The 20,312-nt window shown below is 39.5% G+C and carries 20 protein-coding genes and 1 riboswitch; of the genes, 12 read left to right on the forward strand and 8 right to left on the reverse strand.

Going from position 1 to position 20,312, the window contains the following annotated elements; all coding sequences use genetic code 11:
- Nucleotides 1-96: 96 nt before the first annotated feature.
- On the reverse strand, nucleotides 97-1,572 hold the full coding sequence (locus ACFSY7_RS00105) for an SLC13 family permease (protein ID WP_029497692.1): 1,476 nt from the start codon (nucleotides 1,570-1,572) through the stop codon (nucleotides 97-99).
- Between the two features lie 246 nt (nucleotides 1,573-1,818).
- A riboswitch (SAM riboswitch) is annotated at nucleotides 1,819-1,924 on the forward strand.
- Nucleotides 1,925-2,025: 101 nt separating this feature from the next.
- Here ACFSY7_RS00105 and ACFSY7_RS00110 point away from each other — a divergent pair.
- Nucleotides 2,026-3,300: an O-acetylhomoserine aminocarboxypropyltransferase/cysteine synthase family protein gene (locus ACFSY7_RS00110; RefSeq protein WP_020188970.1), complete on the forward strand. Its 1,275-nt coding sequence runs from the start codon at nucleotides 2,026-2,028 to the stop codon at nucleotides 3,298-3,300.
- Nucleotides 3,301-3,536: 236 nt separating this feature from the next.
- Nucleotides 3,537-4,526, forward strand: a complete 990-nt coding sequence (locus ACFSY7_RS00115; RefSeq protein WP_380146389.1) for a homoserine dehydrogenase — start codon at nucleotides 3,537-3,539, stop codon at nucleotides 4,524-4,526.
- Nucleotides 4,527-4,580: 54 nt separating this feature from the next.
- Here the strand turns inward: ACFSY7_RS00115 and ACFSY7_RS00120 are convergent, their stop codons facing one another.
- The gene (locus tag ACFSY7_RS00120) at nucleotides 4,581-4,811 is read right to left on the reverse strand and encodes a DNA-binding protein (RefSeq protein WP_380146390.1); all 231 of its coding nucleotides are present in this window, start codon (nucleotides 4,809-4,811) and stop codon (nucleotides 4,581-4,583) included.
- A gap of 188 nt (nucleotides 4,812-4,999) precedes the next feature.
- Here ACFSY7_RS00120 and ACFSY7_RS00125 point away from each other — a divergent pair, with 188 nt between their 5' ends.
- Nucleotides 5,000-5,152, forward strand: a complete 153-nt coding sequence (locus ACFSY7_RS00125; RefSeq protein WP_020188973.1) for a hypothetical protein — start codon at nucleotides 5,000-5,002, stop codon at nucleotides 5,150-5,152.
- A 119-nt stretch (nucleotides 5,153-5,271) separates the two neighbouring features.
- Here ACFSY7_RS00125 and ACFSY7_RS00130 read toward each other — a convergent pair whose 3' ends face one another.
- The 6 genes from ACFSY7_RS00130 to ACFSY7_RS00155 form a co-directional block, all read right to left on the reverse strand.
- Nucleotides 5,272-6,558: a helix-turn-helix domain-containing protein gene (locus ACFSY7_RS00130; protein WP_380146391.1), complete on the reverse strand. Its 1,287-nt coding sequence runs from the start codon at nucleotides 6,556-6,558 to the stop codon at nucleotides 5,272-5,274.
- Nucleotides 6,559-6,730: 172 nt separating this feature from the next.
- Nucleotides 6,731-7,360 (reverse strand): response regulator transcription factor, encoded by a 630-nt coding sequence (locus ACFSY7_RS00135; protein WP_020188975.1) that lies wholly within the window; start codon nucleotides 7,358-7,360, stop codon nucleotides 6,731-6,733.
- Entirely contained in the window at nucleotides 7,357-8,379 is a 1,023-nt protein-coding gene (locus tag ACFSY7_RS00140) for a sensor histidine kinase (RefSeq protein WP_380146392.1), read from the reverse strand. Before ACFSY7_RS00140 ends, ACFSY7_RS00135 begins: the two co-directional genes overlap by 4 nt.
- Nucleotides 8,376-9,056: a cell wall-active antibiotics response protein LiaF gene (liaF, locus tag ACFSY7_RS00145; protein ID WP_126991007.1), complete on the reverse strand. Its 681-nt coding sequence runs from the start codon at nucleotides 9,054-9,056 to the stop codon at nucleotides 8,376-8,378. The genes ACFSY7_RS00140 and liaF overlap by 4 nt, the downstream gene beginning before the upstream one ends.
- Before the next feature lie 84 nt (nucleotides 9,057-9,140).
- Nucleotides 9,141-9,776 carry a PspA/IM30 family protein gene (locus ACFSY7_RS00150; protein WP_380146394.1) on the reverse strand — a complete coding sequence of 212 codons (636 nt, stop codon included), beginning with the start codon at nucleotides 9,774-9,776 and terminating at the stop codon, nucleotides 9,141-9,143.
- Nucleotides 9,777-9,797: 21 nt separating this feature from the next.
- Nucleotides 9,798-10,157: a lmo0954 family membrane protein gene (locus ACFSY7_RS00155; RefSeq protein WP_126991006.1), complete on the reverse strand. Its 360-nt coding sequence runs from the start codon at nucleotides 10,155-10,157 to the stop codon at nucleotides 9,798-9,800.
- Nucleotides 10,158-10,359: 202 nt separating this feature from the next.
- Here ACFSY7_RS00155 and ACFSY7_RS00160 point away from each other — a divergent pair, with 202 nt between their 5' ends.
- The 9 genes from ACFSY7_RS00160 to ACFSY7_RS00200 all read left to right on the forward strand — a co-directional run bounded on the left by ACFSY7_RS00160 (nucleotide 10,360) and on the right by ACFSY7_RS00200 (nucleotide 20,310).
- Nucleotides 10,360-11,187: an undecaprenyl-diphosphate phosphatase gene (locus ACFSY7_RS00160; protein WP_380146395.1), complete on the forward strand. Its 828-nt coding sequence runs from the start codon at nucleotides 10,360-10,362 to the stop codon at nucleotides 11,185-11,187.
- A 114-nt stretch (nucleotides 11,188-11,301) separates the two neighbouring features.
- The gene (locus ACFSY7_RS00165; RefSeq protein ID WP_380146397.1) at nucleotides 11,302-11,982 is read left to right on the forward strand and encodes a response regulator transcription factor; all 681 of its coding nucleotides are present in this window, start codon (nucleotides 11,302-11,304) and stop codon (nucleotides 11,980-11,982) included.
- Between the two features lies 1 nt (nucleotide 11,983).
- A complete protein-coding gene (locus ACFSY7_RS00170; RefSeq protein ID WP_380146398.1) occupies nucleotides 11,984-13,318 on the forward strand; it encodes a sensor histidine kinase in 1,335 nt (444 codons plus the stop codon).
- Nucleotides 13,319-13,328: 10 nt separating this feature from the next.
- Nucleotides 13,329-13,829, forward strand: coding sequence for a PepSY domain-containing protein (locus tag ACFSY7_RS00175; RefSeq protein WP_380146399.1), 501 nt, complete (start codon nucleotides 13,329-13,331; stop codon nucleotides 13,827-13,829).
- Between the two features lie 98 nt (nucleotides 13,830-13,927).
- Nucleotides 13,928-14,425 (forward strand): PepSY domain-containing protein, encoded by a 498-nt coding sequence (locus ACFSY7_RS00180; protein WP_380146400.1) that lies wholly within the window; start codon nucleotides 13,928-13,930, stop codon nucleotides 14,423-14,425.
- Nucleotides 14,426-14,584: 159 nt separating this feature from the next.
- On the forward strand, nucleotides 14,585-15,103 hold the full coding sequence (locus ACFSY7_RS00185; RefSeq protein ID WP_020188985.1) for a PepSY domain-containing protein: 519 nt from the start codon (nucleotides 14,585-14,587) through the stop codon (nucleotides 15,101-15,103).
- Between the two features lie 635 nt (nucleotides 15,104-15,738).
- The gene (locus tag ACFSY7_RS00190; RefSeq protein WP_126991001.1) at nucleotides 15,739-17,970 is read left to right on the forward strand and encodes a ribonucleoside-diphosphate reductase subunit alpha; all 2,232 of its coding nucleotides are present in this window, start codon (nucleotides 15,739-15,741) and stop codon (nucleotides 17,968-17,970) included.
- Nucleotides 17,971-18,218: 248 nt separating this feature from the next.
- Entirely contained in the window at nucleotides 18,219-19,259 is a 1,041-nt protein-coding gene (locus tag ACFSY7_RS00195) for a ribonucleotide-diphosphate reductase subunit beta (RefSeq protein ID WP_126991000.1), read from the forward strand.
- A 94-nt stretch (nucleotides 19,260-19,353) separates the two neighbouring features.
- Nucleotides 19,354-20,310: a 2-hydroxyacid dehydrogenase gene (locus ACFSY7_RS00200; protein ID WP_380146401.1), complete on the forward strand. Its 957-nt coding sequence runs from the start codon at nucleotides 19,354-19,356 to the stop codon at nucleotides 20,308-20,310.
- Nucleotides 20,311-20,312: the final 2 nt, after the last annotated feature.

The raw sequence follows: 20,312 nt of genomic DNA on the forward strand, positions 1-20,312 counted from the left end.
GTTTAACTATAACGGATTTTGCCATTTAGTGGCTACCAAAAGCGCTTTGAATTTATGAAAAAAGAGCGCTCATTTTTGAACGCTCTGTTGGTCGGTTTATAATAAGCCAAGCCATTTCCAGTAGGTTGCGCTGAATAATAATATGAGTAAATAACCGGCAATTGTAAGTGGAATCCCTGACTTTAAGAAATCTTTGACTGTAAAGGCGCCTGTACCATAAGCTAGCATATTTTGCGGGGCACTTACTGGTAACAGGAAACCAAAGCTAATAACAAATTGCTGAATTAAGACAAAGCCGATAGCATCTGCAGGGAGTTGAATCGTTGTTGTGAGTGCGATTAAAATTGGAATGAGCGCAGACGATAAGCTCGTTGCACTCGCAAAGCCTAAGTGAATCAAAATATTAAAGGCACTTACTAGCGCAATTGTTGAAAGAATTGGCATATGTTCAAGGCCAAGTGAACCAAATACAGTGGAAGATAACCACTGAGCTCCCTGTGTATCAAGCAGTACAGTACCAAGTGCGATACCGACTGCAAAAACAATAATTGTACCCCATGGAATAAGTGCTTCAACAGACTTCCAGGATTCGAAGACACCGATTTTTGGTGTTAATAATAATGCAATCGCAAAAATTGTGACTGTTGTTGTATCGAATTGATGAAGGCGACCTTCTGTTGACCAGAAAAATAACAGTAGTAGTGAAATGACAATTAGGCGAATTTCAGTAGCTTTTAATTTACCTAATTCATCGAGCTGCTGTCTAATAACATCCTTGCCGCCTTCAATGACATTTGTTTCAGGTTTGATAAGCTTGATCATCACGAAAAATAAAATAACGGACATAATGAGTGAGAACGGAGCGGCATAAAGGAACCATTGACTCCATGACACATCAACATTAAATTCTTTATTAATAAAGCTGAGTGCAACCATGTTTTGTGCGGCAGCGGTTTTAATACCGACATTCCAGATGGATACGGATTGGACGGCTGTAATAACGAGTAATGCGGCAAGTCTACTATTTTTAGCAAGTCCAAATGCAGCAACCATTCCGAGTAAAATAGGTACAACAGCGCCAGCTCGTGCGGTAGCACTTGGCACGAAAAATGCTAAAATAATTGATACTAAAATGGCGCCAAAAACAATGTTTTTTGTTTTAGTACCAACAATATTTAAAATCCATAATGCTAAGCGTTTATGCAGGTTTGTCGCTTGCATCGCTGCTGCTAAAAACAGTGCAGCGGCAACGAGGGCAACAGCAGAATTAGAGAAGCCTCCTAAAATCATTTTTAAGGCACCAGCAGTTGTATACGTAGCAGAAGGGTCTTCAATTGTTGGCGCAAAGCCAAGTGAAATTGCTGTAATCGCAATAATCATTGCGGCGCTAACTGGATAGGATACAGCCTCTGTCACCCATAAAATAACGGCAAATGCGAGGATGGCAAGACTGCGTTGACCAGCAATTGGGACATCGCCGTTATTCGGAAGAAATGTAATGATAATGAGAGCAAGAAACGCTAAAGCAATCCATAATCCTTTTAAATTCTTTTTCTCTTTTTTTTCAGACATAGCATATAACACCTTCCTTTTACTTACAATTATAGGCTGTTTAAGGGATGTAATTTTGTGCAAAAGTTAAAACTTTCGTAACAGCAGTCGTTAACGAGCGAAAGAAGTATGTTTTTTAGCGGATATGTGCATATATTTCTTATAAAGACAGTAAATTTTAAAAAATTAGAAAATTCTGTTGACGCGTATGTGTAAGTTCGTTATACTGATGTACAATCAGATGGAACAAAAAAATCAAATCATATACCTTTATCAAGAGTGGCGGAGGGAATAGGCCCTGCGATGCCCGGCAACCAGTATTTTTACTACGGTGCTAAATCCTACAGATTGAATCGGATCTGAAAGATAAGGGGAGGACTATTGCTTATACAACCCTCTTCTTATGAAGAAGGGTTTTTTATTTTTCCTTCTTTCTCCCGATGTTCCATCGGAAAATTTTAGGAGGAAATGAATATGACAGAATTTCAAAAAGAAACAATCGCAATCCATGGTGGCCAAACGCCAGATCCAGAAACAGGTGCTATCGCAGTACCGATTTATCGTACAACGGCCTATAAGTTTAATGACTCTGAACATGCGCGTAAGTTATTCGCATTAGAGGAGCCGGGAAATATTTATTCTCGTATTATGAATCCAACAGTCGATGTATTTGAAAAGCGTGTCGCACTTCTTGAAGGTGGCACAGCAGCAGTAGCGCTATCATCAGGTATGGCGGCCATTGCGTTCTCGATTTTAAATATTGCGCGTGCGGGGGACCATATCGTTGCAGCTAATAGTCTATATGGTGGTACATATAATTTATTTGCCAACACACTGCCTCGCTACGGCATTACAGCGACCTTTGTAGATGAGCGTCATCCAGCTGAGTTTGAAGCGGCGATTCAGGAAAATACAAAAGCGATTTACGCTGAAACAATTGGGAATCCAAGTCTTACCATTGCTGATTTAGAAGCATTAGCAGACATTGCACATAAACATGATATTCCATTAATTATTGATAATACATTCGCATCACCAATCGGTTCAAATCCAATCGAATTCGGTGCAGACGTAGTTATTCACTCTGCGACAAAATGGATTGGTGGCCATGGTACAACGATTGGTGGCGTTGTTGTCGACGCGGGTAAATTTGATTGGACGCGTGGTAAATTCCCAGATTATACAGAGCCAGATGCTTCATATCATGGGATTCGTTACGGTATTGATGCAGCGAGTGCCGCCTTTGCGACGCGCCTTCGTGTCATTTTATTACGTGATTTCGGTCCGACATTAAGTGCAGATGCTGCATTCAACTTTATTCAAGGTTTAGAGACGATTCATTTACGTGTACCTCGTCACAATGAAAATGCCGCAAAAGTTGCTGCATTTTTAGACGGGCATGACAAGGTAGAATGGGTTCGCTACAACGGTCTTGAAACGAGTGAAAATGCTGCACTTGCAAAAAAATATTTAAAAAATGGTGCCGGCTCCGTATTAACATTTGGTATTAAAGGGGGACGCGAGGCAGGTCGTCAGTTAATCGATACAGTTGAATTATTCTCACATGTCGCAAATGTTGGCGATGCGCGTTCACTAATTATCCACCCCGCATCGACAACACATCAGCAACTAAGCGCAGAAGAATTAATTGCTTCAGGCGTGCCTGAGGAACTTGTGCGTTTATCGATCGGTTTAGAAAACGCCGATGACATTATTGCAGCGCTTGAAAAAGCATTCGCAAGTATTTAAGAAATCAACTCGGCTCATTTGCCACCAACAGAAAAAATGGCTAACTCATTCGTTTGTCCATTGAACACTTTGTGACCGCCTAGAGGAGACAATTGTCCATCGAAGAAAGAATTTTCTTGAAATTATGCACCTTATCGTCTAAACTAAGTATAATTGTTTCTAATGAAGGAACATTTGTACTCTCGGTAAGTACAAAAAGAGCGTTTAGAAGAAAAAGCATTTGGAGGCGAACAAATATGGCATCAGTCAAGGCAGCAATCTTAGGTTTCGGTACGGTTGGACAAGGCATTTACAACATCGTTCATGAACGTCGTGAGCATTTCAAACAAACGTTAGGCGTAGAAATTGAAGTCGCAAAAATTTTAGTGCGTGACGCATCAAAAGTACGTGAAGGTATTGATTCTTCACTATTTACAGAGTCATTTGACGATATTTTAGCGATTCCAGATTTAGAGGTCGTGTTTGAAGGTATTGTAGGTGAGGACCCAGCGTATGGTTACTTAGATCAAGCGATTGAAAAGGGATGTCACGTTATCACAGCGAATAAAGTGATGTTTGCACGATACGGTCAAGAACTACAATTAAAGGCCAAGAAAAAAGGTGTACAAGTAGGCTACGAGGCAACGACGGCGGGCGGCGTGCCTGTTATTAAAACAATGCAAAACCTACTACGCGTCAATGAAGTAAAACAAGTGCAAGGCATTTTAAATGGCACGTCAAACTATATCCTAACGCAAATGCGCGCAGAGGAATTACCGTTTGATGTCGCACTAAAGGCCGCACAAGATTTAGGCTATGCGGAAGCTGATCCACATAATGACGTGTCGGGTGAGGATGCATTCCGTAAGCTCATGATTCTTTGTGCACTAGCATTTGGTGAGCAGCCTGATTGGAATAAAGTAGAGGTTGTAGGTATTGATGGTATTTCATCTGAACAGATAGAAGAGGCAAAAGCACAAGGATTACGCTATCGCCACGTAGCAGATGCGTATCGCGACGAGGCAACGGGTGAAATTATTGCTAAAGTAGGACCACAGCTTGTTGGAGCGGATCATCCGCTATATGCAATTGATGACGTCAATAATGCGGTAACCCTTGATACAAACTATATTGGCACATTAACAATGGTTGGACCGGGTGCAGGTATGTATCCAACAGCTAGTGTCATGATGGAAGATTATGCAGATATGTTAGCGAAGCCTGAAAAAGCAGTATCTTTAGCTTAATACAATAAAAAAGCGTGTGAGAGGGTTTGTCGAATTACCATCTCACATGCTTTTTTAATCTTCATCTTTAATATCAATGTCCTCTGGAATCGGCGTTGCCTTCCAAATGTCGATTTCATGTTTTAATTGTTCAAGTTGTTCAAAATACGTCGTGAATTGTTGGCTATTAATTAAAAATTGTTCGCCATCATAAACAGAACGAATACGACCATGCAGCACATAGCGTATGACTTGTGATTCTGACATATGAATATCTTTTGCCGTTTGTGCTACGGTTTTGTACATATGTGTGCACCTTCTTTTTTATGAGCCATTATAACGAAAAATGAAAAGGCTTGCATTAGATCTTTTATAACGTGTTTTTTACAAATGACAATGGATTTAATGTTAACGTAAGCGTTTTGTCATATAACTGAAATTTTAATCCCGTATACTAGCAGTAAGTAAAAAACGTACGGGAGGGTCCGCTATTCATGTCTATTAAATCACCGACAAAAGGTGCTTTAGTTGGTTCTGTATTTTCGCTCGTTTTGGCTGGTTTCAGTATGCTGTTTTGTTCGCAACAACTCTTTAATTTTACGTCACTACAACACGTTACAAACTTTGTGATGAACTTAATTCCATAAGTAGAACGATAAAGCGCTATTTTCAGTGGATAGAAATAGCGGTCCGAATAAATGAGTAATGTGCTTTACTCAATTGAAAAAAACGACGCTGTGTGTTGATCGCAGTGTCGTTTTTTTTGTTATAGGTCTTGCCAAGCTTTGATAGCACGTACAGAAAAACTAGCCTCATTTGCTAAATGATAATAGCTAACAGCTTTTTTATAGTTTTCTAATGCTTCATACTTTTCAGCTAATACAAGCGCATATTTCTGAACGTTGCGATCGTCCTTGATGGCACTAAAATGCTGAATCGCGTTTTCTAAGCAATACGGTTTAAAATCATCCAGGTCATGAAGCATTGGATAAATATGAAAATGAAAGTGGTAGCTGCGCGCTTCATCTTCTAACCCATGTTTATTAATTAACGCAAGGCCATAATTACACCATTTTGTAATTTGTTCGGTTTGATTAACCTTTGAATATTCTTTTACTAGGGAATGAATTGTAATCAATTGCTTCATTGGGTCCTTTTTGTTTTTTAAGCTTTGGCGATAATAGTGAATTGCACGCTTAGACTCTTGCATACGAGCATATGTGTAGCCGATATTTTGCAGTAACTGACCATAATGATGTTTTTTCGCGAGCTGCACAGCGTAGTCATAGCCGGTATTTAAAAATTTTAAGGCGTATTCATAGTTGCCGAATTGTAGATTGATTAAGCCCAGAAAATTATAGGTCTTTAAAATCTGCTCATGTGCATGATTATTTAAGAAAATATCGAGCGCTTTTCGTGTACGAGAAAAGGCATTACCATGTTCGTACTGACGAAAATGAATTTGCCCTTCAAGTACTAGTAATGTGGCGTACTCTATTTCTTCAATCGTGTCTATATTCATCACTTTAAAGGCTTTAAAAACAGCTGATTTTGCTTCTTCAAATTTATTTTGCTTAAATAGAAACTTAGCATAAATCGCATGGTATAAAAAATTTTGATACGGTGTGAAGTTGTCTTTAATTGCTAAAAGTCCATTAACGAGAGGCTGCACATTCTCGAGAGGCTCTTCTGCAATAATTGAAAAATAACATAAATATAAATTTGTTGTATAAAAGTTTTGTGGATTTTTTAACGAAATTGGTGTGCTGTAAAACGTATTGTACGCAATACGTGCATGTTCTTTTGTTTGAATCGATAAAACAGCATGATAAGCTGTTTGAATATGATGCATAAAGGTCTGTTCATCTATTTCAAATAAGGAATCTTGAATATCAAGGCGTTTAAATAAAGCATTCTTGATTTCTTGTTTTGGAACGACATGATTTTTTTCGATTTTACTAAGATAGGAAGTAGAACAAATCCCTTTTGCAAGCTGTTGTTGTGTCATATGGCGTTTGAGTCGTTGCAATTTGATTTTTTGCCCGATATTCAAATGAAAACCCTTTCTATTTAAATTAGGATGTCCTTATAATAGCGAAAAATGGCGGTTTTTACTATTCGAAAACCTCATTTTTACAAAAAAACATCCTGTAAAAAATAGGATACGACTTTTTAGAGAAAATTAGGGTGCTGAAAAATAAAAAAGCAGCCACAGGAGCAGCTACTTAATTCACTAAATGATGTGAGAATGCATACACAACGGCTTGTGTACGGTCTTGCACCTCGAGTTTAGAGAGGATATTACTAACATGGGTTTTAACTGTTTTTAAGGCGATGAAGAGTTCATCGGCGATTTCCTGATTTGTCATACCACGCGCCATTAATAACAGCACCTCAGATTCACGCTCTGTTAAATCTTCATGTAGTTCACGCTCAGGCTGACGCATACGCTGCATCATTTTCGTTGTAACTTCCGGCTCTAATACCGACGTGCCATCAAATGTTTTTCGAATAGCGTCTGCGATACTTTTCGCGTTGGTCGTTTTTAAGATATAACTAATCGCACCTGCTTCAAGTGCAGGGTATACTTTATCATCATCTAAAAAGCTTGTGACGACCATAATTTTCGCATCGGGCCATTGCTTAATAATTTCAGCCGTTGCCTCAGCGCCCGTCATAATGGGCATCACCATATCCATTAAAATAATATCAGGGCGAGTTTCGAGCGCCTTTTCAACAGCTTGCTTTCCATTTTCTGCCTCAGCGACAACTTCCATATCTGGCTGTGCTTGTAAGTAAGCGGACACGCCAATACGGACCATTTCATGATCATCGGCTAATAATACACGAATCATGTCGTTTCCTCCTGTTCGGTTGGGATTTGAACTTCGATAATCGTGCCTTGATTAGGGACAGAGACGATTTTACATGTCCCGCCAATTTCGATGGTGCGCTCCTCGATATTACGTAAGCCGTACGAGCCACCATGTGTGTCATCATCTAATTCAAAGCCGACACCATTATCTTGCACGCGTAAAATGACGCGTTTATTGCGTTCGACTAATAATAAATCAACCTCGCTTGCTTTTGAGTGTCGTAGTGTATTCGATAACGTTTCCTGCGCGATACGAAAGACATGGTCCTCAGCACCTTTTGGTAATGTTACTTCCTCGATGCGTTCATGAATCGTAAACAGTACCTTTTGACGTAATTCCATTAATAAATCGTTCATGCCTTCTGCAAGTGTTTTTCCTTTTAAGGCAGCAGGGCGTAAATGGAGCAGTAGGGCACGCATTTCGAGCTGTGCCTGCTGCACGATTTTTTCCGTTTGCTGTAGCTGCTTTGCAGAGGTTTCGTTTACATCAATGGTTTCATTAATTGCTGATAACAGCATCGAAGCGGCGAATAACTGCTGGGATACGGAGTCATGTAATTCACGTGCGAGGCGCTGACGTTCTTGAATAACTTGTTCCTCAATCATCGCTTCCTTCGCTTTCGCATCGTCATTAATTAAGCGTTGTAGACTTTTTTTCTGTGTCTGAATTAATTCTGCAAGCTCCACAATTTGTGCGGTTTGTTTGCGTGGTAATACACGTTTTTTCGGTAGTGCCGCGCTATTTCTTAGTAGCTGATCTAGCATTTGCCCGTACGTGTAATCACGCTGCTGCGTGAGTGAAATCGACCAGAATGAAATAAATAAGCTAAGGGCACTAAAGATGATGGCTAGCCATACAGCATACGATAGTTCTAAATATTTCTTTTCGAGTAAAATAAGGAATCCTTGCGGCGTATGCCAAAAGAAAAAGCCAATGAGTACAAAGGTTACTGTAAATAATAGAAGAAACGCGATAAAGCGCATAATGAGTTTTGTCATTTTCGTACAACCTCCAAGTCGCCAAGGAATGTTGAAACGGTAATAATTAATTGCTGCGGTGTATCGATTTTAGCCCCGTCTTGTAGCATAATCGATTCATTAAATAATCGATTGTATTGATTGTCAAAGGCATGAACTTCACCAAATAATGTGTTGAAATGAATGCGTACAGGAATTTCATACGGCACGTAGACGGTTGTTTTACCAAAGCCTTGGCGCACATTAATAAGTGACGTATCCTTCGGTAAAATCGTAGAAGTCGTATCAATAATAATATCGCCTGCCGCATTTTGAATGTGCACATCACGCCATTCATATGATTCCATTGTATTCATTGAATCAAATGCGATAACAGGATTACTCTGCGTATTTGCCGCGCCTTTATAGCTTGAAAAATCAAACTCTACTGGCTCTTTACGCATCATTTTAAAGATGACGTATCCTAAAATGGCGAGGACGATAAGACGCATGCTCCACATGGATATAAGTACGAGCACAATAATACCAGCGCTAATCCAAAAAATCGTGCGTTTCTTTTTCTTCATCGCAAAAATCACGCCAAGTACGCCAAAGAATGCGAAGAAAATATTGCCATTCCCAAATAAAAATCCTTCTACAAACATCAGCATGAGTGCAACAAGAAAGAAAATCGTAAATGTATTTGTGCGCTGTGTCATCGTAAGGTCCCCTCCTTTTTTATGTATAGTAGAAAGCAGAAAAACGCGCAATTGCGCGACTTCCTGCTTTCAAGTGTATAATATTTATTCGCCTTTTTCCAATGTTGGTAATTGTTTTGGTGCTTCATGTTGAAGGGCATTTAGGCGCGCTTCTAATGAGCTTGTTGGATCGACTACCTGTGTAGGTGATTGTAAGTTGTCGATGTAGTAACGCATGTCATCTACTGTTGACACATGTTTCTGTGTTTCAGGATTTAACATCGCGTCCATATGGTAATTTGCGCGGACATTATTTTCATACCCCATTAACTGAAGCTGACGAATTTTCATATCCTCGATTTTATGCTTCATTTGCTCATGTTTTTGTTCAAGCACAATCAATTCATTTGTTGTGTTATGGATTGATTGAGACAGTAATTGCACACGGCTTGTGTAGACAGCTTGCTCTGTTTCTGCGAATGCGATTAAGTCCTGTTCACCAGCCTGTTTTGCAAGTTGTAGTTGTTCTTCACGCTTTGCTAAGATTTCCTGTGCCTCTGTAAGCTGTGTTTCTAAATGCTGCTTAAGTGATACTTGGCGTTCTAAATATTTTTTCGTATCATTCGTTTGTGCTTCTGCTTCGTTAATATATTGATTCAAACGCGCTAATGGATTTTCAGGTGATGCTTCAACTTTGAAATCCGACTCAATCGCGTATTTTAAACGTTGTAATAAATTCATTGTGAGTCCCCCTCATAATCATTATTTTGTTAAGTTGTTCCATTCTTTTTCAAAGTTTTGGAATGGGTCATTTGCGTTTGTTTTTGTGGCTTTTGGTGCTGATTTTTTGCTACCCCAATCGCCTTTTTTATAGACGTAGACAAGTAATGCAATAGCGACTAAGCCAAGTAATCCTGGGAAGTTTGCGATAGTTGATAATGCACCAGCAATAGCTACTAGAGCCCATACGACTTTTGAGAAAGTAGTATCTGATTTAATATAGAAGTGAATTCCTGCGTAAGCGATGGCTGCTGAAAACAAGAGTCCTCCAAGCGGGCCAAGCATTCCTAAAATTGTGATCCCGGCAATGATTCCGAGAAGAGCTAAACCAAATTTTTTCATGTTCATGTGCCTCCTTCGTTATTTGTATCTTTATCATACGTGGATTTCTATTGTTTCTTAACGGTCTACAAATGGATTTTCATCTAGGTCTAGAGGCTGAGTTTGGCTAAGACAGGTGTTTTTTTACATAATCGTAAAAGAAATCTGCTATGAAGTTGTGTTATGATAATCCCACATTCTATGGATAGAAAAAGGAGACATTATGGAGTTTATTGAATTTTTAAAAGCGCTCATCCTTGGCTTCGTTGAAGGGATGACAGAGTTTGCGCCTGTATCATCTACAGGGCATATGATTATTGTGGATGATATGTGGTTAAAAACGAGTGAGTTTTTAGGCGACTCATCTGCCAACACATTTAAAATTGTCATTCAGCTCGGCTCGATTTTGGCCGTTGTTGTCGTGATGTGGAAACGTATCTTAAGTTTGATTGGCTTGTATCATATTGAAGGACAAACCAAATCCAATCATTTCAATTTGATTCACGTCTTAATCGGGATTATTCCTGCAGGCGTTTTAGGTTTATTATTCGAAGATTTCATCGATGAGCATTTGTTTAGCATCGAAACGGTTATCATTGGCTTACTTGTCGGTGCATTTTTAATGATTGCAGCGGATAAGCTAGGACCGAAAGTGCCACGCATTACATCACTGGACCAGCTGAGCTATAAAAATGCCTTCTTTATTGGTCTTGTACAATGTCTATCATTATGGCCAGGCTTTTCACGTTCAGGTTCAACGATTTCTGGTGGTGTACTATTTGGCTTAAATCACAAAACAGCCGCAGACTTCACTTTTATTATGGCGGTGCCAATTATGGCGGGTGCGAGTGGTCTATCACTTATCAAGCACTGGAACGAAATTAATCCAGCTGATATGGGCTTTTATACAGTCGGTTTTATTAGTGCCTTCATATTTGCGTTATTATCAATCAAATTCTTCCTGAAATTGATTGACCGCGTTAAACTTGTGCCGTTTGCCATCTACCGTATTGTGGTGGCGATTATTTTAGCGATTATTGTTTTCTTATAATAGAAGAAACTACAAAGAGGTTCGGATGTCCGAACCTTTTTTTTATGCTTTTTCTCATCGTGTTCTAAGAAATACCTGTTAAAATGAAGAAAAAACACAAGGGGTCGTGAGTCGATGGGTGAGCGTATTTTAATTATTGAGGACGAACAAAAAATTGCACGTGTACTTGAGCTAGAGCTTCAATTTGAAGGCTATGAAACGAGTGTCGCGCATACAGGGACGGATGGCTTAATTTTGTATCGCGAGCAGTCATGGGATTTAATTTTATTAGATATTATGCTGCCAGAGATGAATGGCTTAGATGTATTAAAGCGTATTCGTGCAACGGAATATGACACGCCGGTGTTACTATTGACCGCAAAGGATGCAGTGAGCGATAAAGTGGCAGGGCTTGACCTCGGTGCTAACGATTATATTACAAAGCCCTTTGAAATGGAGGAGCTCCTTGCGAGAATTCGTGTGACGTTACGTTTTCGTAAAAAGGAGGCGCTTGAAGAAGCCGACCCGTATTTATTCACGGCTGGCCAGTTGCGTCTACATACACAAATGCGTGAGGTGACGTGGCAAGGGGAGCCAGTTGAGCTGACAAAGCGTGAATTTGAACTACTAGCCTATTTTATTGCACATCCGAAGCAGGTTTTAACGCGTGAGCAAATTTTAGATGCGGTATGGGGCTATGATTATTACGGGGATACGAATGTGGTCGATGTCTATGTGCGTTATTTACGCCAGAAACTAGAATCCCAACTAATTCAGACCGTACGTGGTGTCGGCTATGTATTGAAGGAGGGGTAGCTTGAAGCTAAGAACAAAAATTCATACGTATACAACAGCCCTCATGCTACTCATGCTCATTTGTACGGATTTAGCTGTTTACTACGTTTATGAAAAGATGACCTATGACAGCGAGGCATCACATGTAATTAAGCGTGGCGAGGATTTGATTACGCTTTTACAAGGAACGGATAATCGCGATGAGGCAACGGAAATGCTACGGGCATATGTGCCGTCAGATGGTGTCGTATCGATTGTACAGCCAGGTAAAAAAAGCTTAACAGTGCAGACAACTTCTGATTTAGAAGATTTTAAACCTACATTTGAAAAAGGTGCTACCTATGCGATTCATTTGGCGGATGATACGCCGTTTATGAGTGCGAGCACACCATTTATTTGGGAGAACGGAGAAATTGCGGAGCTTCAAATGTCACAATCATTAGAGGAGACGGAACGTAATTTATATATGCTGCGACTTGTGTTAACAATTGTGACCGTACTTGCAATGTTGCCAATTTTATTATCGAATATGGCGCTTGCCCGCGTTATTACACAGCCGATTGAGCGTTTGATTCAGACGATGCGCCGAAACAAGCAAACAGGTGAGTTTGAAACATTACCAATCGCTTCTAAAGGGCGTGATGAACTATATGAAATGGGTCATACATTCAATGGCATGATTGCACAAATTGAAGAGAATTATCGCAAGCAGGAGCAATTTTTATCTAATGCATCGCATGAACTACGCACGCCGCTGACGATTATAGAAAGCTATGCAAGCTTATTAAAACGACGTGGTACAGCGAATGAGGAAATTACACAGGAAGCCATTGAGGCCATTGCTGGCGAATCAAAACGCATGAAGGCGATGATGGAACAAATGCTTGCGCTCGCAAAAAATAATGAGCAATCAATTGTCTTTGAAGACGTTGATATAAAGAAAATGCTTGAAGAGATGGCAGATCAGCTGACGCAAGTATATGGTGCGCGCTATAGCGTAAGCGCGGACGAGGCATCATGCATTACAGATGAGACGAAGCTCAAGCAACTCGTATTTATTTTTTTAGATAATGCAAGGCGCTATAGCGAAGGCATGATTGAATTGACGGCGACGCGTGAGCCTACGCATGTGCATATTCAAGTACGTGATTACGGCGAAGGGATTCCGGAAGATAAATTGAAGCAAGTTTTTGAGCGCTTTTATCGTGTGAGCGAGGACCGTAATCGCAAGTCTGGCGGTACAGGACTTGGGCTTGCGATTGCGAAAGATTTAGCAGCGCGATTACATGTGAAGCTTGAAATTGAGAGCACAGTAGGACAAGGAACAACACTACACTGCTATGTGCCATATGAGTAGGAGGGATTGGATGCGTAAAACACTTATGCTAGTTATTTTAGTGTTAGTTGTGGTGAGTGGGAGCGCTTATTTCGTGTGGGCAGAGACCATTAAGCCAGAGCCTTTATCCCATGAGGAGCTAATTGAGCGTATTCAATTAACATATGATGTGAAGCCGAAGTATGTCGCGCAAGAGGATGACCAGGTTATTTTCCGTTTTAAGAAAGATGGCGTGACCTATGACATGACCGTTGATGAGCTTGATGGGCATGTGAATAAGCTAGTGAAAATTGCAGGAAGCTATAGCGCGCCTGAAAAAGAACAGACGACACCGACAACAAAAGTACTAACAGATGAAGAGGCGATTGCGATTGCAAACAAAGAGTTAAAAGGAGAAGTAGATGCATTATCGTATCGTAGCACATCAGATGGCGGCTATTATTTAATTGAAATTGATGGCGACGAAGCGGAAGCAGTATTCCAAATTCATGCATTATCGGGTGAAATTTTATCGATTACATGGGATGAATGATTTTCTCATCAAATTCTAATGTTTCTCACCAAGCACTCTCATTTTTAACCTTTATAGTAAAAAGTAGCAAGAGGCACAATAAACTAGGAGGATGAAAAATGAAAAAAATATTCACAACGACTGTTTTAGCAACAACAATTGGATTATCAGGTATTGTCGGCTATGCCGCAGCAGGACAAGGTGATGCAACGCCAACGACTGCATCAGCGAAAAGTGTTAGCTTTGCAGAAGCAAAAAAAATTGCACTAAAAAAAGTGAATGGTAAAATCATCGAAGCAGACCGTAACGCAGATGATGGTGAATATGAGTTTGATATCCGAAAAGGGAATTATGTCTATGAGGTCGAAGTGAAAAAACGTACCGGCAAAGCCTATATCACTGATAAAGACTATGAGCCAGTGAAAAAAGCGAACATTTCACGTGCAGAAGCGAAAAAAATTGCGCTGAAAAAAGTACCGAATGCGAAAGTCGTAAAAATCGAATTAGATGATGGCAAATATGAAGTAGAACTTGTAAAAGGAAACTACGAGTATGAGCTAGAAATTAGCGCAAAAACAGGAAAAATTTTAGATTATGAGCGTGACGATCGCGATTAATTGCAACCTTCAAAAACAAGCAAAAAAGCTGTGCCGACGAGGTGCGGCTTTTTTTGTGCAATGTATGTCATTTTCTCATGAAACGTTAATGTCGTTCACCAAGTGCTCTCATAGTGACTTTGTATAGTAAAGCTATAGAAAACAAAGGAGCGGATAACTATGAAAAAAGCATTATTTACAACAGCATTAATTGGGACACTCGGAATATCAGGTATTATTGGCTACGCGGCGACAAATGCAGAGCAGCCTGCAGCAAATACAGAGTCAGCGGTCGCAATTTCTAACGACACAGTTACATTAGCAGAGGCGCAAAAGATCGCTTTACAGGAAGTGAAGGGCCAGATGATTAAAAGTGAGCAGGATGATGATGGCTTTGAATTTGATATTCGTGATGGCGATTATGTTTATGAAGTAGAAGTTCAGCAACGTAGTGGCGACGTTGTAAAGGTAGAAAAAGATTATGAGCCCCAAGGTGACGTAACGGTGACAGAAGCAGAAGCAAAAGAAATTGCGCTTTTAAAAGTACCAAATGGCGAAATCGTGAAACTTGAATTAGATCATGATGATGGTCAGGCAAATTATGAAGTAGAAATAGTGAAAGATAACTATGAGCATGAAATTGAAATTAATGCGGTAACTGGTAAAATTGTCGAATACGAGCGTGACACAGAAGAGTAATTGTCAGACAACGTAAATTTGTATAATAGCGCGTAAAATCATATATTCCAAAACGGTATATTCCGATATTAATTGAATTTAACCGAACAGCGAGCAGCTGTTCGGTTTTTTCTGTCATCAAAAAAACACCACGAATTCAGGTGTAAATACTTCAAAAGAATAATTTTTCTAAAATGTTTGGAGAAACTATAGGGCTTTAGTGTGCTTTTTAAATAATTAGGTTTTATACCTTGTTGAAACGGTGAAAAATATGATAGATTAAATACTATGAAAAAACCACAATATATTTGTATGTACTTCTCAAGGAGACACAACATATTGTGTTAGCTCGAAAATAGACATATCCTGATTATTTCCCAAATCGGCCGAATATATTAGGGTTTTTTAAAGAGATAGAATACTAAAGCAAATATGGAATGCTTATAGAAATATCATTCCTAGAATAGCTTGATACAAGATATTGTGTTGAAAAGAATATGAAAATCTAAAAACGAAGAGTATAGGAAATAATGATAGACATTATTTTGCTGTAATTTTGCTCGTTTTTTTATTTTGGATTATAAAGAAGGAGGTGAAGTCTGCTACGACACAGGCAATAGAAATTTATGGCTGTTAATGCGTAGCAGACGTTGAGAATGGTTCAGATGATGACATATGACAGACAATCAATCTTAGCACAGTTAGAAGAAAAATACGGTCGTGAGGAGTTAAGTCCCTTACTACGTAAACATGAGCGTTTTGAAACAAGACACCCAGATGCAGATGATGCAGAATGGACAAAAGCGCTTAGCTTAGATGCTTTAGGCTTTTTAGACGAACAAGAGCCTTACTGGACATTCATTGCAGCACGTCTCCTTATTATGGAAACTTATAAAGAAGCTGCTGAAAAACGTGGCGTGGCAAATCCTGAAGAAGTATACACTAAATTCCCAGAACATATCGAGAAGTTAGTTGAAAAAGGTTTGTACGAAACATTTTTAGTTGAAAAATATACAGCACAAGAACGCGAGCAATTAGCGGCAATGATCGACCGCCATCGCGATGAAATTTTCACATATATTGGCCTAAAAACATTACTTGATCGTTACGTAACATGCGACTTCGATAAAACGCCTTTAGAGCTTCCTCAAGAGCGTTTTATGATTATCGCGATGACTTTAATGCAAGATGAAACAGAAGACCGTTTAACGAAGATTAACGAAGCCTACTGGGCAATGTCAAACCTATATATGACAACTGCAACACCAACATTATCAAATGCTGGTAAAACACATGGTCAATTATCTTCTTGCTTCATCGACACAGTAGATGACAGCCTACAAGGCATTTACGATTCAAACACAGATGTTGCGACACTTTCTAAATTTGGTGGCGGTATCGGTGTTTACATGGGTAAAGTACGTAGCCGTGGATCATCAATTCGTGGATTCAAAGGCGCTTCATCAGGCGTTATTCCTTGGATTAAACAATTAAACAACACAGCCGTATCGGTAGACCAATTAGGTCAACGTCAAGGTGCAATTGCAGTTTATCTTGATGTATGGCACAAAGATATCATGCCATTCCTAGATTTAAAATTAAACAATGGTGACGAACGTATGCGTGCGCACGATATTTTCACAGGTGTTTGCTTACCAGATATTTTCATGGAAACAGTAGAAGAACGCGGCGAGTGGTATTTATTCGATCCACACGAAGTTCGTACAGTAATGGGCTTTGATTTAGAAGATTACTACGATGAAAAACGTGGCGAAGGTTCATTCCGTGATAAATACATGCAATGTGTAGCGAACCCTGATTTAGATCGTACAACAGTAAATGCGATTGATATTATGAAACGTATTATGCGTTCTCAACTTGAAACAGGCGTACCATTCATGTTCTATCGTGATGAAGTAAACCGTCAAAATGCAAACAATCACCAAGGGATGATTTACTCATCAAACCTTTGCACAGAAATTATGCAAAATATGAGTGCAACAACATATGAATCAACAACACTTGAAGATGGCATCATCGTAACACGTCGTAAAGCAGGCGATTTCGTTGTATGTAACTTATCATCAATCAACCTAGGTCGCGCAGTTCCTGCAGATGTTTTAGAGCGTTTAATTCCAATCCAAGTGCGTATGCTTGATAATGTTATCGAATTAAATACAATTCCAGTAGCACAAGCAGAGCTTACAAACTCTCGCTACCGTGGTATCGGTCTTGGCACATTCGGTTGGCATCACCTAATCGCACAAGAAGGCATTGCTTGGGAAACAGATGAAGCAGTTGAATATGCAGACAAGTTATACGAAAAAATTGCGTACTTAACAATCCAAGCGTCTTCTGAACTTGCAGTAGAAAAAGGTAGCTATCCATACTATGAAGGTTCAGACTGGCAATCAGGTGAATACTTCACAAAACATGGTTACACAAATGATGCTAAATGGGATGCACTAAAAGAAACAGTTGCGAAACAAGGTATGCGTAACGGTTACTTAATGGCTGTAGCACCAAACTCATCAACATCAATCATTGCAGGTTCAACTGCAAGTATCGATCCAATCTTCCAAAAATCTTACTCTGAAGAGAAAAAAGATTATAAGATTCCAGTGACTGTTCCAGATTTAAACGAAAAAACAACTTGGTATTATAAATCAGCTTATTTCATCGATCAAAACTGGACAATCAAACAAAACGCTGCACGTGCACGTCATATTGACCAAGGGATTTCATTAAACCTTTACGTGCAAAATACCGTGAAAGCAAAAGACTTACTTGAGCTTCACATCAATGCTTGGGCTTCAGGCATTAAAACAACTTACTATGTGCGTTCAACATCCGTTGAATTATTAGAATGTGAATCTTGCGCAAGCTAATTTCATTATAAAACCAACAAAGGATGCTTATGAAAAGTATCCTTTGTTTTGGGTACATGAAACTATTCATGTACCTTTTTTTGCTTTTTTGTAACCTAAAAGTAATATAATTTTCACAGCTTACGTGTTAATGTTGATAAAAATGTGGTATTATAAACGTAATGAAATAAACGCGAATCTCATACAAGCTATTTGCTGCGTGCAGTGAAATTGTATGAGATTTTAGTTTGAAGAGGAGAGACATTGGCATGACAAAAATCGAACCACGTAAATTAATGGATAAAGAAGCACCTAACCGCTCAACTGCGATTGTAAACGGCCGTTCATCAAATGTTTTAAACTGGGACGACGTGCGTTTCAGCTGGGCTTATCCTAAATACAAAAAAATGCTTGGTAACTTCTGGACACCATTTGAAATTAATATGTCATCTGACGTAAAGCATTTCCCTGGCTTATCAGATGATGAGAAAGAAACATTCAAAAAAGTAATTGGCTTATTAGCTCTTTTAGATAGTATCCAAACAGACTACGCTGGTCGCGTGGCGGACTTCTTAACAGACTCAAGTCTCAATGCGTTAATGATTATCCTTGCGCAACAAGAAGTTATCCACAACCACTCGTATTCATATATTCTTTCAAGCCTTGTATCAAAAGATGAGCAGGATCGTATTTTCGATTACTGGCGCACAGAGCCTGTACTTGATAAACGTAATGAATTCGTTATTAAAGGTTATGAAAAATTCGCCGCAGATCCAACGGTTGAAAACATGTTAGACTCAATCGTCCATGATGTTATTTTAGAAGGTTTATTCTTCTACTCAGGTTTCTCATTCTTCTACCACTTAGCGCGTAACCAAAAAATGGTCGCAACAAGCACAATGATTAACTACATCAACCGCGATGAACAACTACATGTCGATTTATTCGTAAAAATTTACAAAGAATTATTAGAAGAATACCCACAATACGATACGCCAGAGCGCGCTGAATACGTTCAAAATGTATTCCGCGATGCCGCTGCACTTGAAATTGAATGGGCAAACGACGTAATCGGTGAAAAAATCGATGGCTTAGACATTGAAGATGTAGAAGATTATATTTACTTCTACGCAAATGTACGCTGCAGCCAATTAGGCTATGAACGTCCATTTGAAGGCTACCGTAAAAACCCACTAAAATGGATTAAAGCTTATGAGGATGTAGATCTTGGTAAAACAGATTTCTTCGAGCAAAAATCACGCCAATATACAAAAGTAAACGTTCAAGATAACGGTTTTGACGAATTATAATATAGTGTAAAGCACCAGCTGAGGGCCTGCCTCATCTGGTGTTTTTTTGTATGAATCGTGGTATAATTTGGTAAACATGCAAGGAGCTGATAGGATGCAAAAGCCGTTATTATGGGTGACATTTCACTTGCCGCAGGAATTGCTTGAGCCAATTAAATCCTATGTGGATGTGAAGATGTGGCAGGATCCAGAGTTTGATATGCCACAGGATGAGTTTGAAGCAGCAGCGCAGGAAGCAGATATTTTGTGGACAGTCGTTTCAAATCAAGTAACGGCGGATGTTATCAAGCGTGCACCAAAGCTGAAAATGATTGCGAATCTCGCAGTAGGTTATAACAATATTGATACCGAGGCTGCGACAGAAGCAGGAATTATCGTAACCAATACACCGGATGTTTTAGCAGATACAACGGCTGATTTGGCCTTTCTGCTTATGATGATGGCCGCACGTCGTACACTTGAAGGAGCGCGCGCTTTGTATCAGGGACAATGGAAGGGCTGGCAGGTGCTTGGTATGACGGGCATGGATATTCATCATAAAACATTAGGCATTATTGGTATGGGGACGATTGGTGAGCTTGTCGCAAAGCGTGCCACAGGCTTTGATATGAATGTTATTTATCATAATCGCCATGAAAAGCCCAATGCTTACGGTGCACAGTATCGCTCAAAGGAAGATTTATTGCGCGAGGCAGATTTCATTATTGTACTAACACCTCTCACACCGGCAACACGTAATCTAATTACTAAAGAAGAGCTTGCATTAATGAAAAAATCCGCAATGCTCATTAATGTAGCGCGTGGCGGCATCGTCAATGAAGATGATTTATATGAGGCTCTTATTAAAGGGGATATTTTAGCGGCGGCGTCCGATGTTTTTGTAGAGGAGCCAGTCCCAACGAAACATCCGCTGCTGACATTAGCGAACTTTACGGCATTACCGCATTTGGGAAGTGCAACAGTCGAGACGCGTTTAGGTATGGTTAGTCGCAATGTCGAATCACTTCTAGCGTATTTTAATAAGCATTCAATACCATTTAGAGTTGTATAAGG

It is taken from the genome of Kurthia populi, assembly GCF_042686175.1.
GTDB classification, from domain to species: domain Bacteria; phylum Bacillota; class Bacilli; order Bacillales_A; family Planococcaceae; genus Kurthia; species Kurthia populi.

Coding starts and splice junctions, on each gene's coding strand:
- ACFSY7_RS00105 (WP_029497692.1), bottom strand. CDS start 1,572: ATGTCTGAAAAAAAAGAGAAAAAGAATTTAAAAGGATTATGGATTGCT.
- ACFSY7_RS00110 (WP_020188970.1), top strand. CDS start 2,026: ATGACAGAATTTCAAAAAGAAACAATCGCAATCCATGGTGGCCAAACG.
- ACFSY7_RS00115 (WP_380146389.1), top strand. CDS start 3,537: ATGGCATCAGTCAAGGCAGCAATCTTAGGTTTCGGTACGGTTGGACAA.
- ACFSY7_RS00120 (WP_380146390.1), bottom strand. CDS start 4,811: ATGTACAAAACCGTAGCACAAACGGCAAAAGATATTCATATGTCAGAA.
- ACFSY7_RS00125 (WP_020188973.1), top strand. CDS start 5,000: ATGTCTATTAAATCACCGACAAAAGGTGCTTTAGTTGGTTCTGTATTT.
- ACFSY7_RS00135 (WP_020188975.1), bottom strand. CDS start 7,360: ATGATTCGTGTATTATTAGCCGATGATCATGAAATGGTCCGTATTGGC.
- ACFSY7_RS00140 (WP_380146392.1), bottom strand. CDS start 8,379: ATGACAAAACTCATTATGCGCTTTATCGCGTTTCTTCTATTATTTACA.
- liaF (WP_126991007.1), bottom strand. CDS start 9,056: ATGACACAGCGCACAAATACATTTACGATTTTCTTTCTTGTTGCACTC.
- ACFSY7_RS00150 (WP_380146394.1), bottom strand. CDS start 9,776: ATGAATTTATTACAACGTTTAAAATACGCGATTGAGTCGGATTTCAAA.
- ACFSY7_RS00155 (WP_126991006.1), bottom strand. CDS start 10,157: ATGAAAAAATTTGGTTTAGCTCTTCTCGGAATCATTGCCGGGATCACA.
- ACFSY7_RS00160 (WP_380146395.1), top strand. CDS start 10,360: ATGGAGTTTATTGAATTTTTAAAAGCGCTCATCCTTGGCTTCGTTGAA.
- ACFSY7_RS00165 (WP_380146397.1), top strand. CDS start 11,302: ATGGGTGAGCGTATTTTAATTATTGAGGACGAACAAAAAATTGCACGT.
- ACFSY7_RS00175 (WP_380146399.1), top strand. CDS start 13,329: ATGCGTAAAACACTTATGCTAGTTATTTTAGTGTTAGTTGTGGTGAGT.
- ACFSY7_RS00180 (WP_380146400.1), top strand. CDS start 13,928: ATGAAAAAAATATTCACAACGACTGTTTTAGCAACAACAATTGGATTA.
- ACFSY7_RS00185 (WP_020188985.1), top strand. CDS start 14,585: ATGAAAAAAGCATTATTTACAACAGCATTAATTGGGACACTCGGAATA.
- ACFSY7_RS00190 (WP_126991001.1), top strand. CDS start 15,739: ATGGTTCAGATGATGACATATGACAGACAATCAATCTTAGCACAGTTA.
- ACFSY7_RS00195 (WP_126991000.1), top strand. CDS start 18,219: ATGACAAAAATCGAACCACGTAAATTAATGGATAAAGAAGCACCTAAC.
- ACFSY7_RS00200 (WP_380146401.1), top strand. CDS start 19,354: ATGCAAAAGCCGTTATTATGGGTGACATTTCACTTGCCGCAGGAATTG.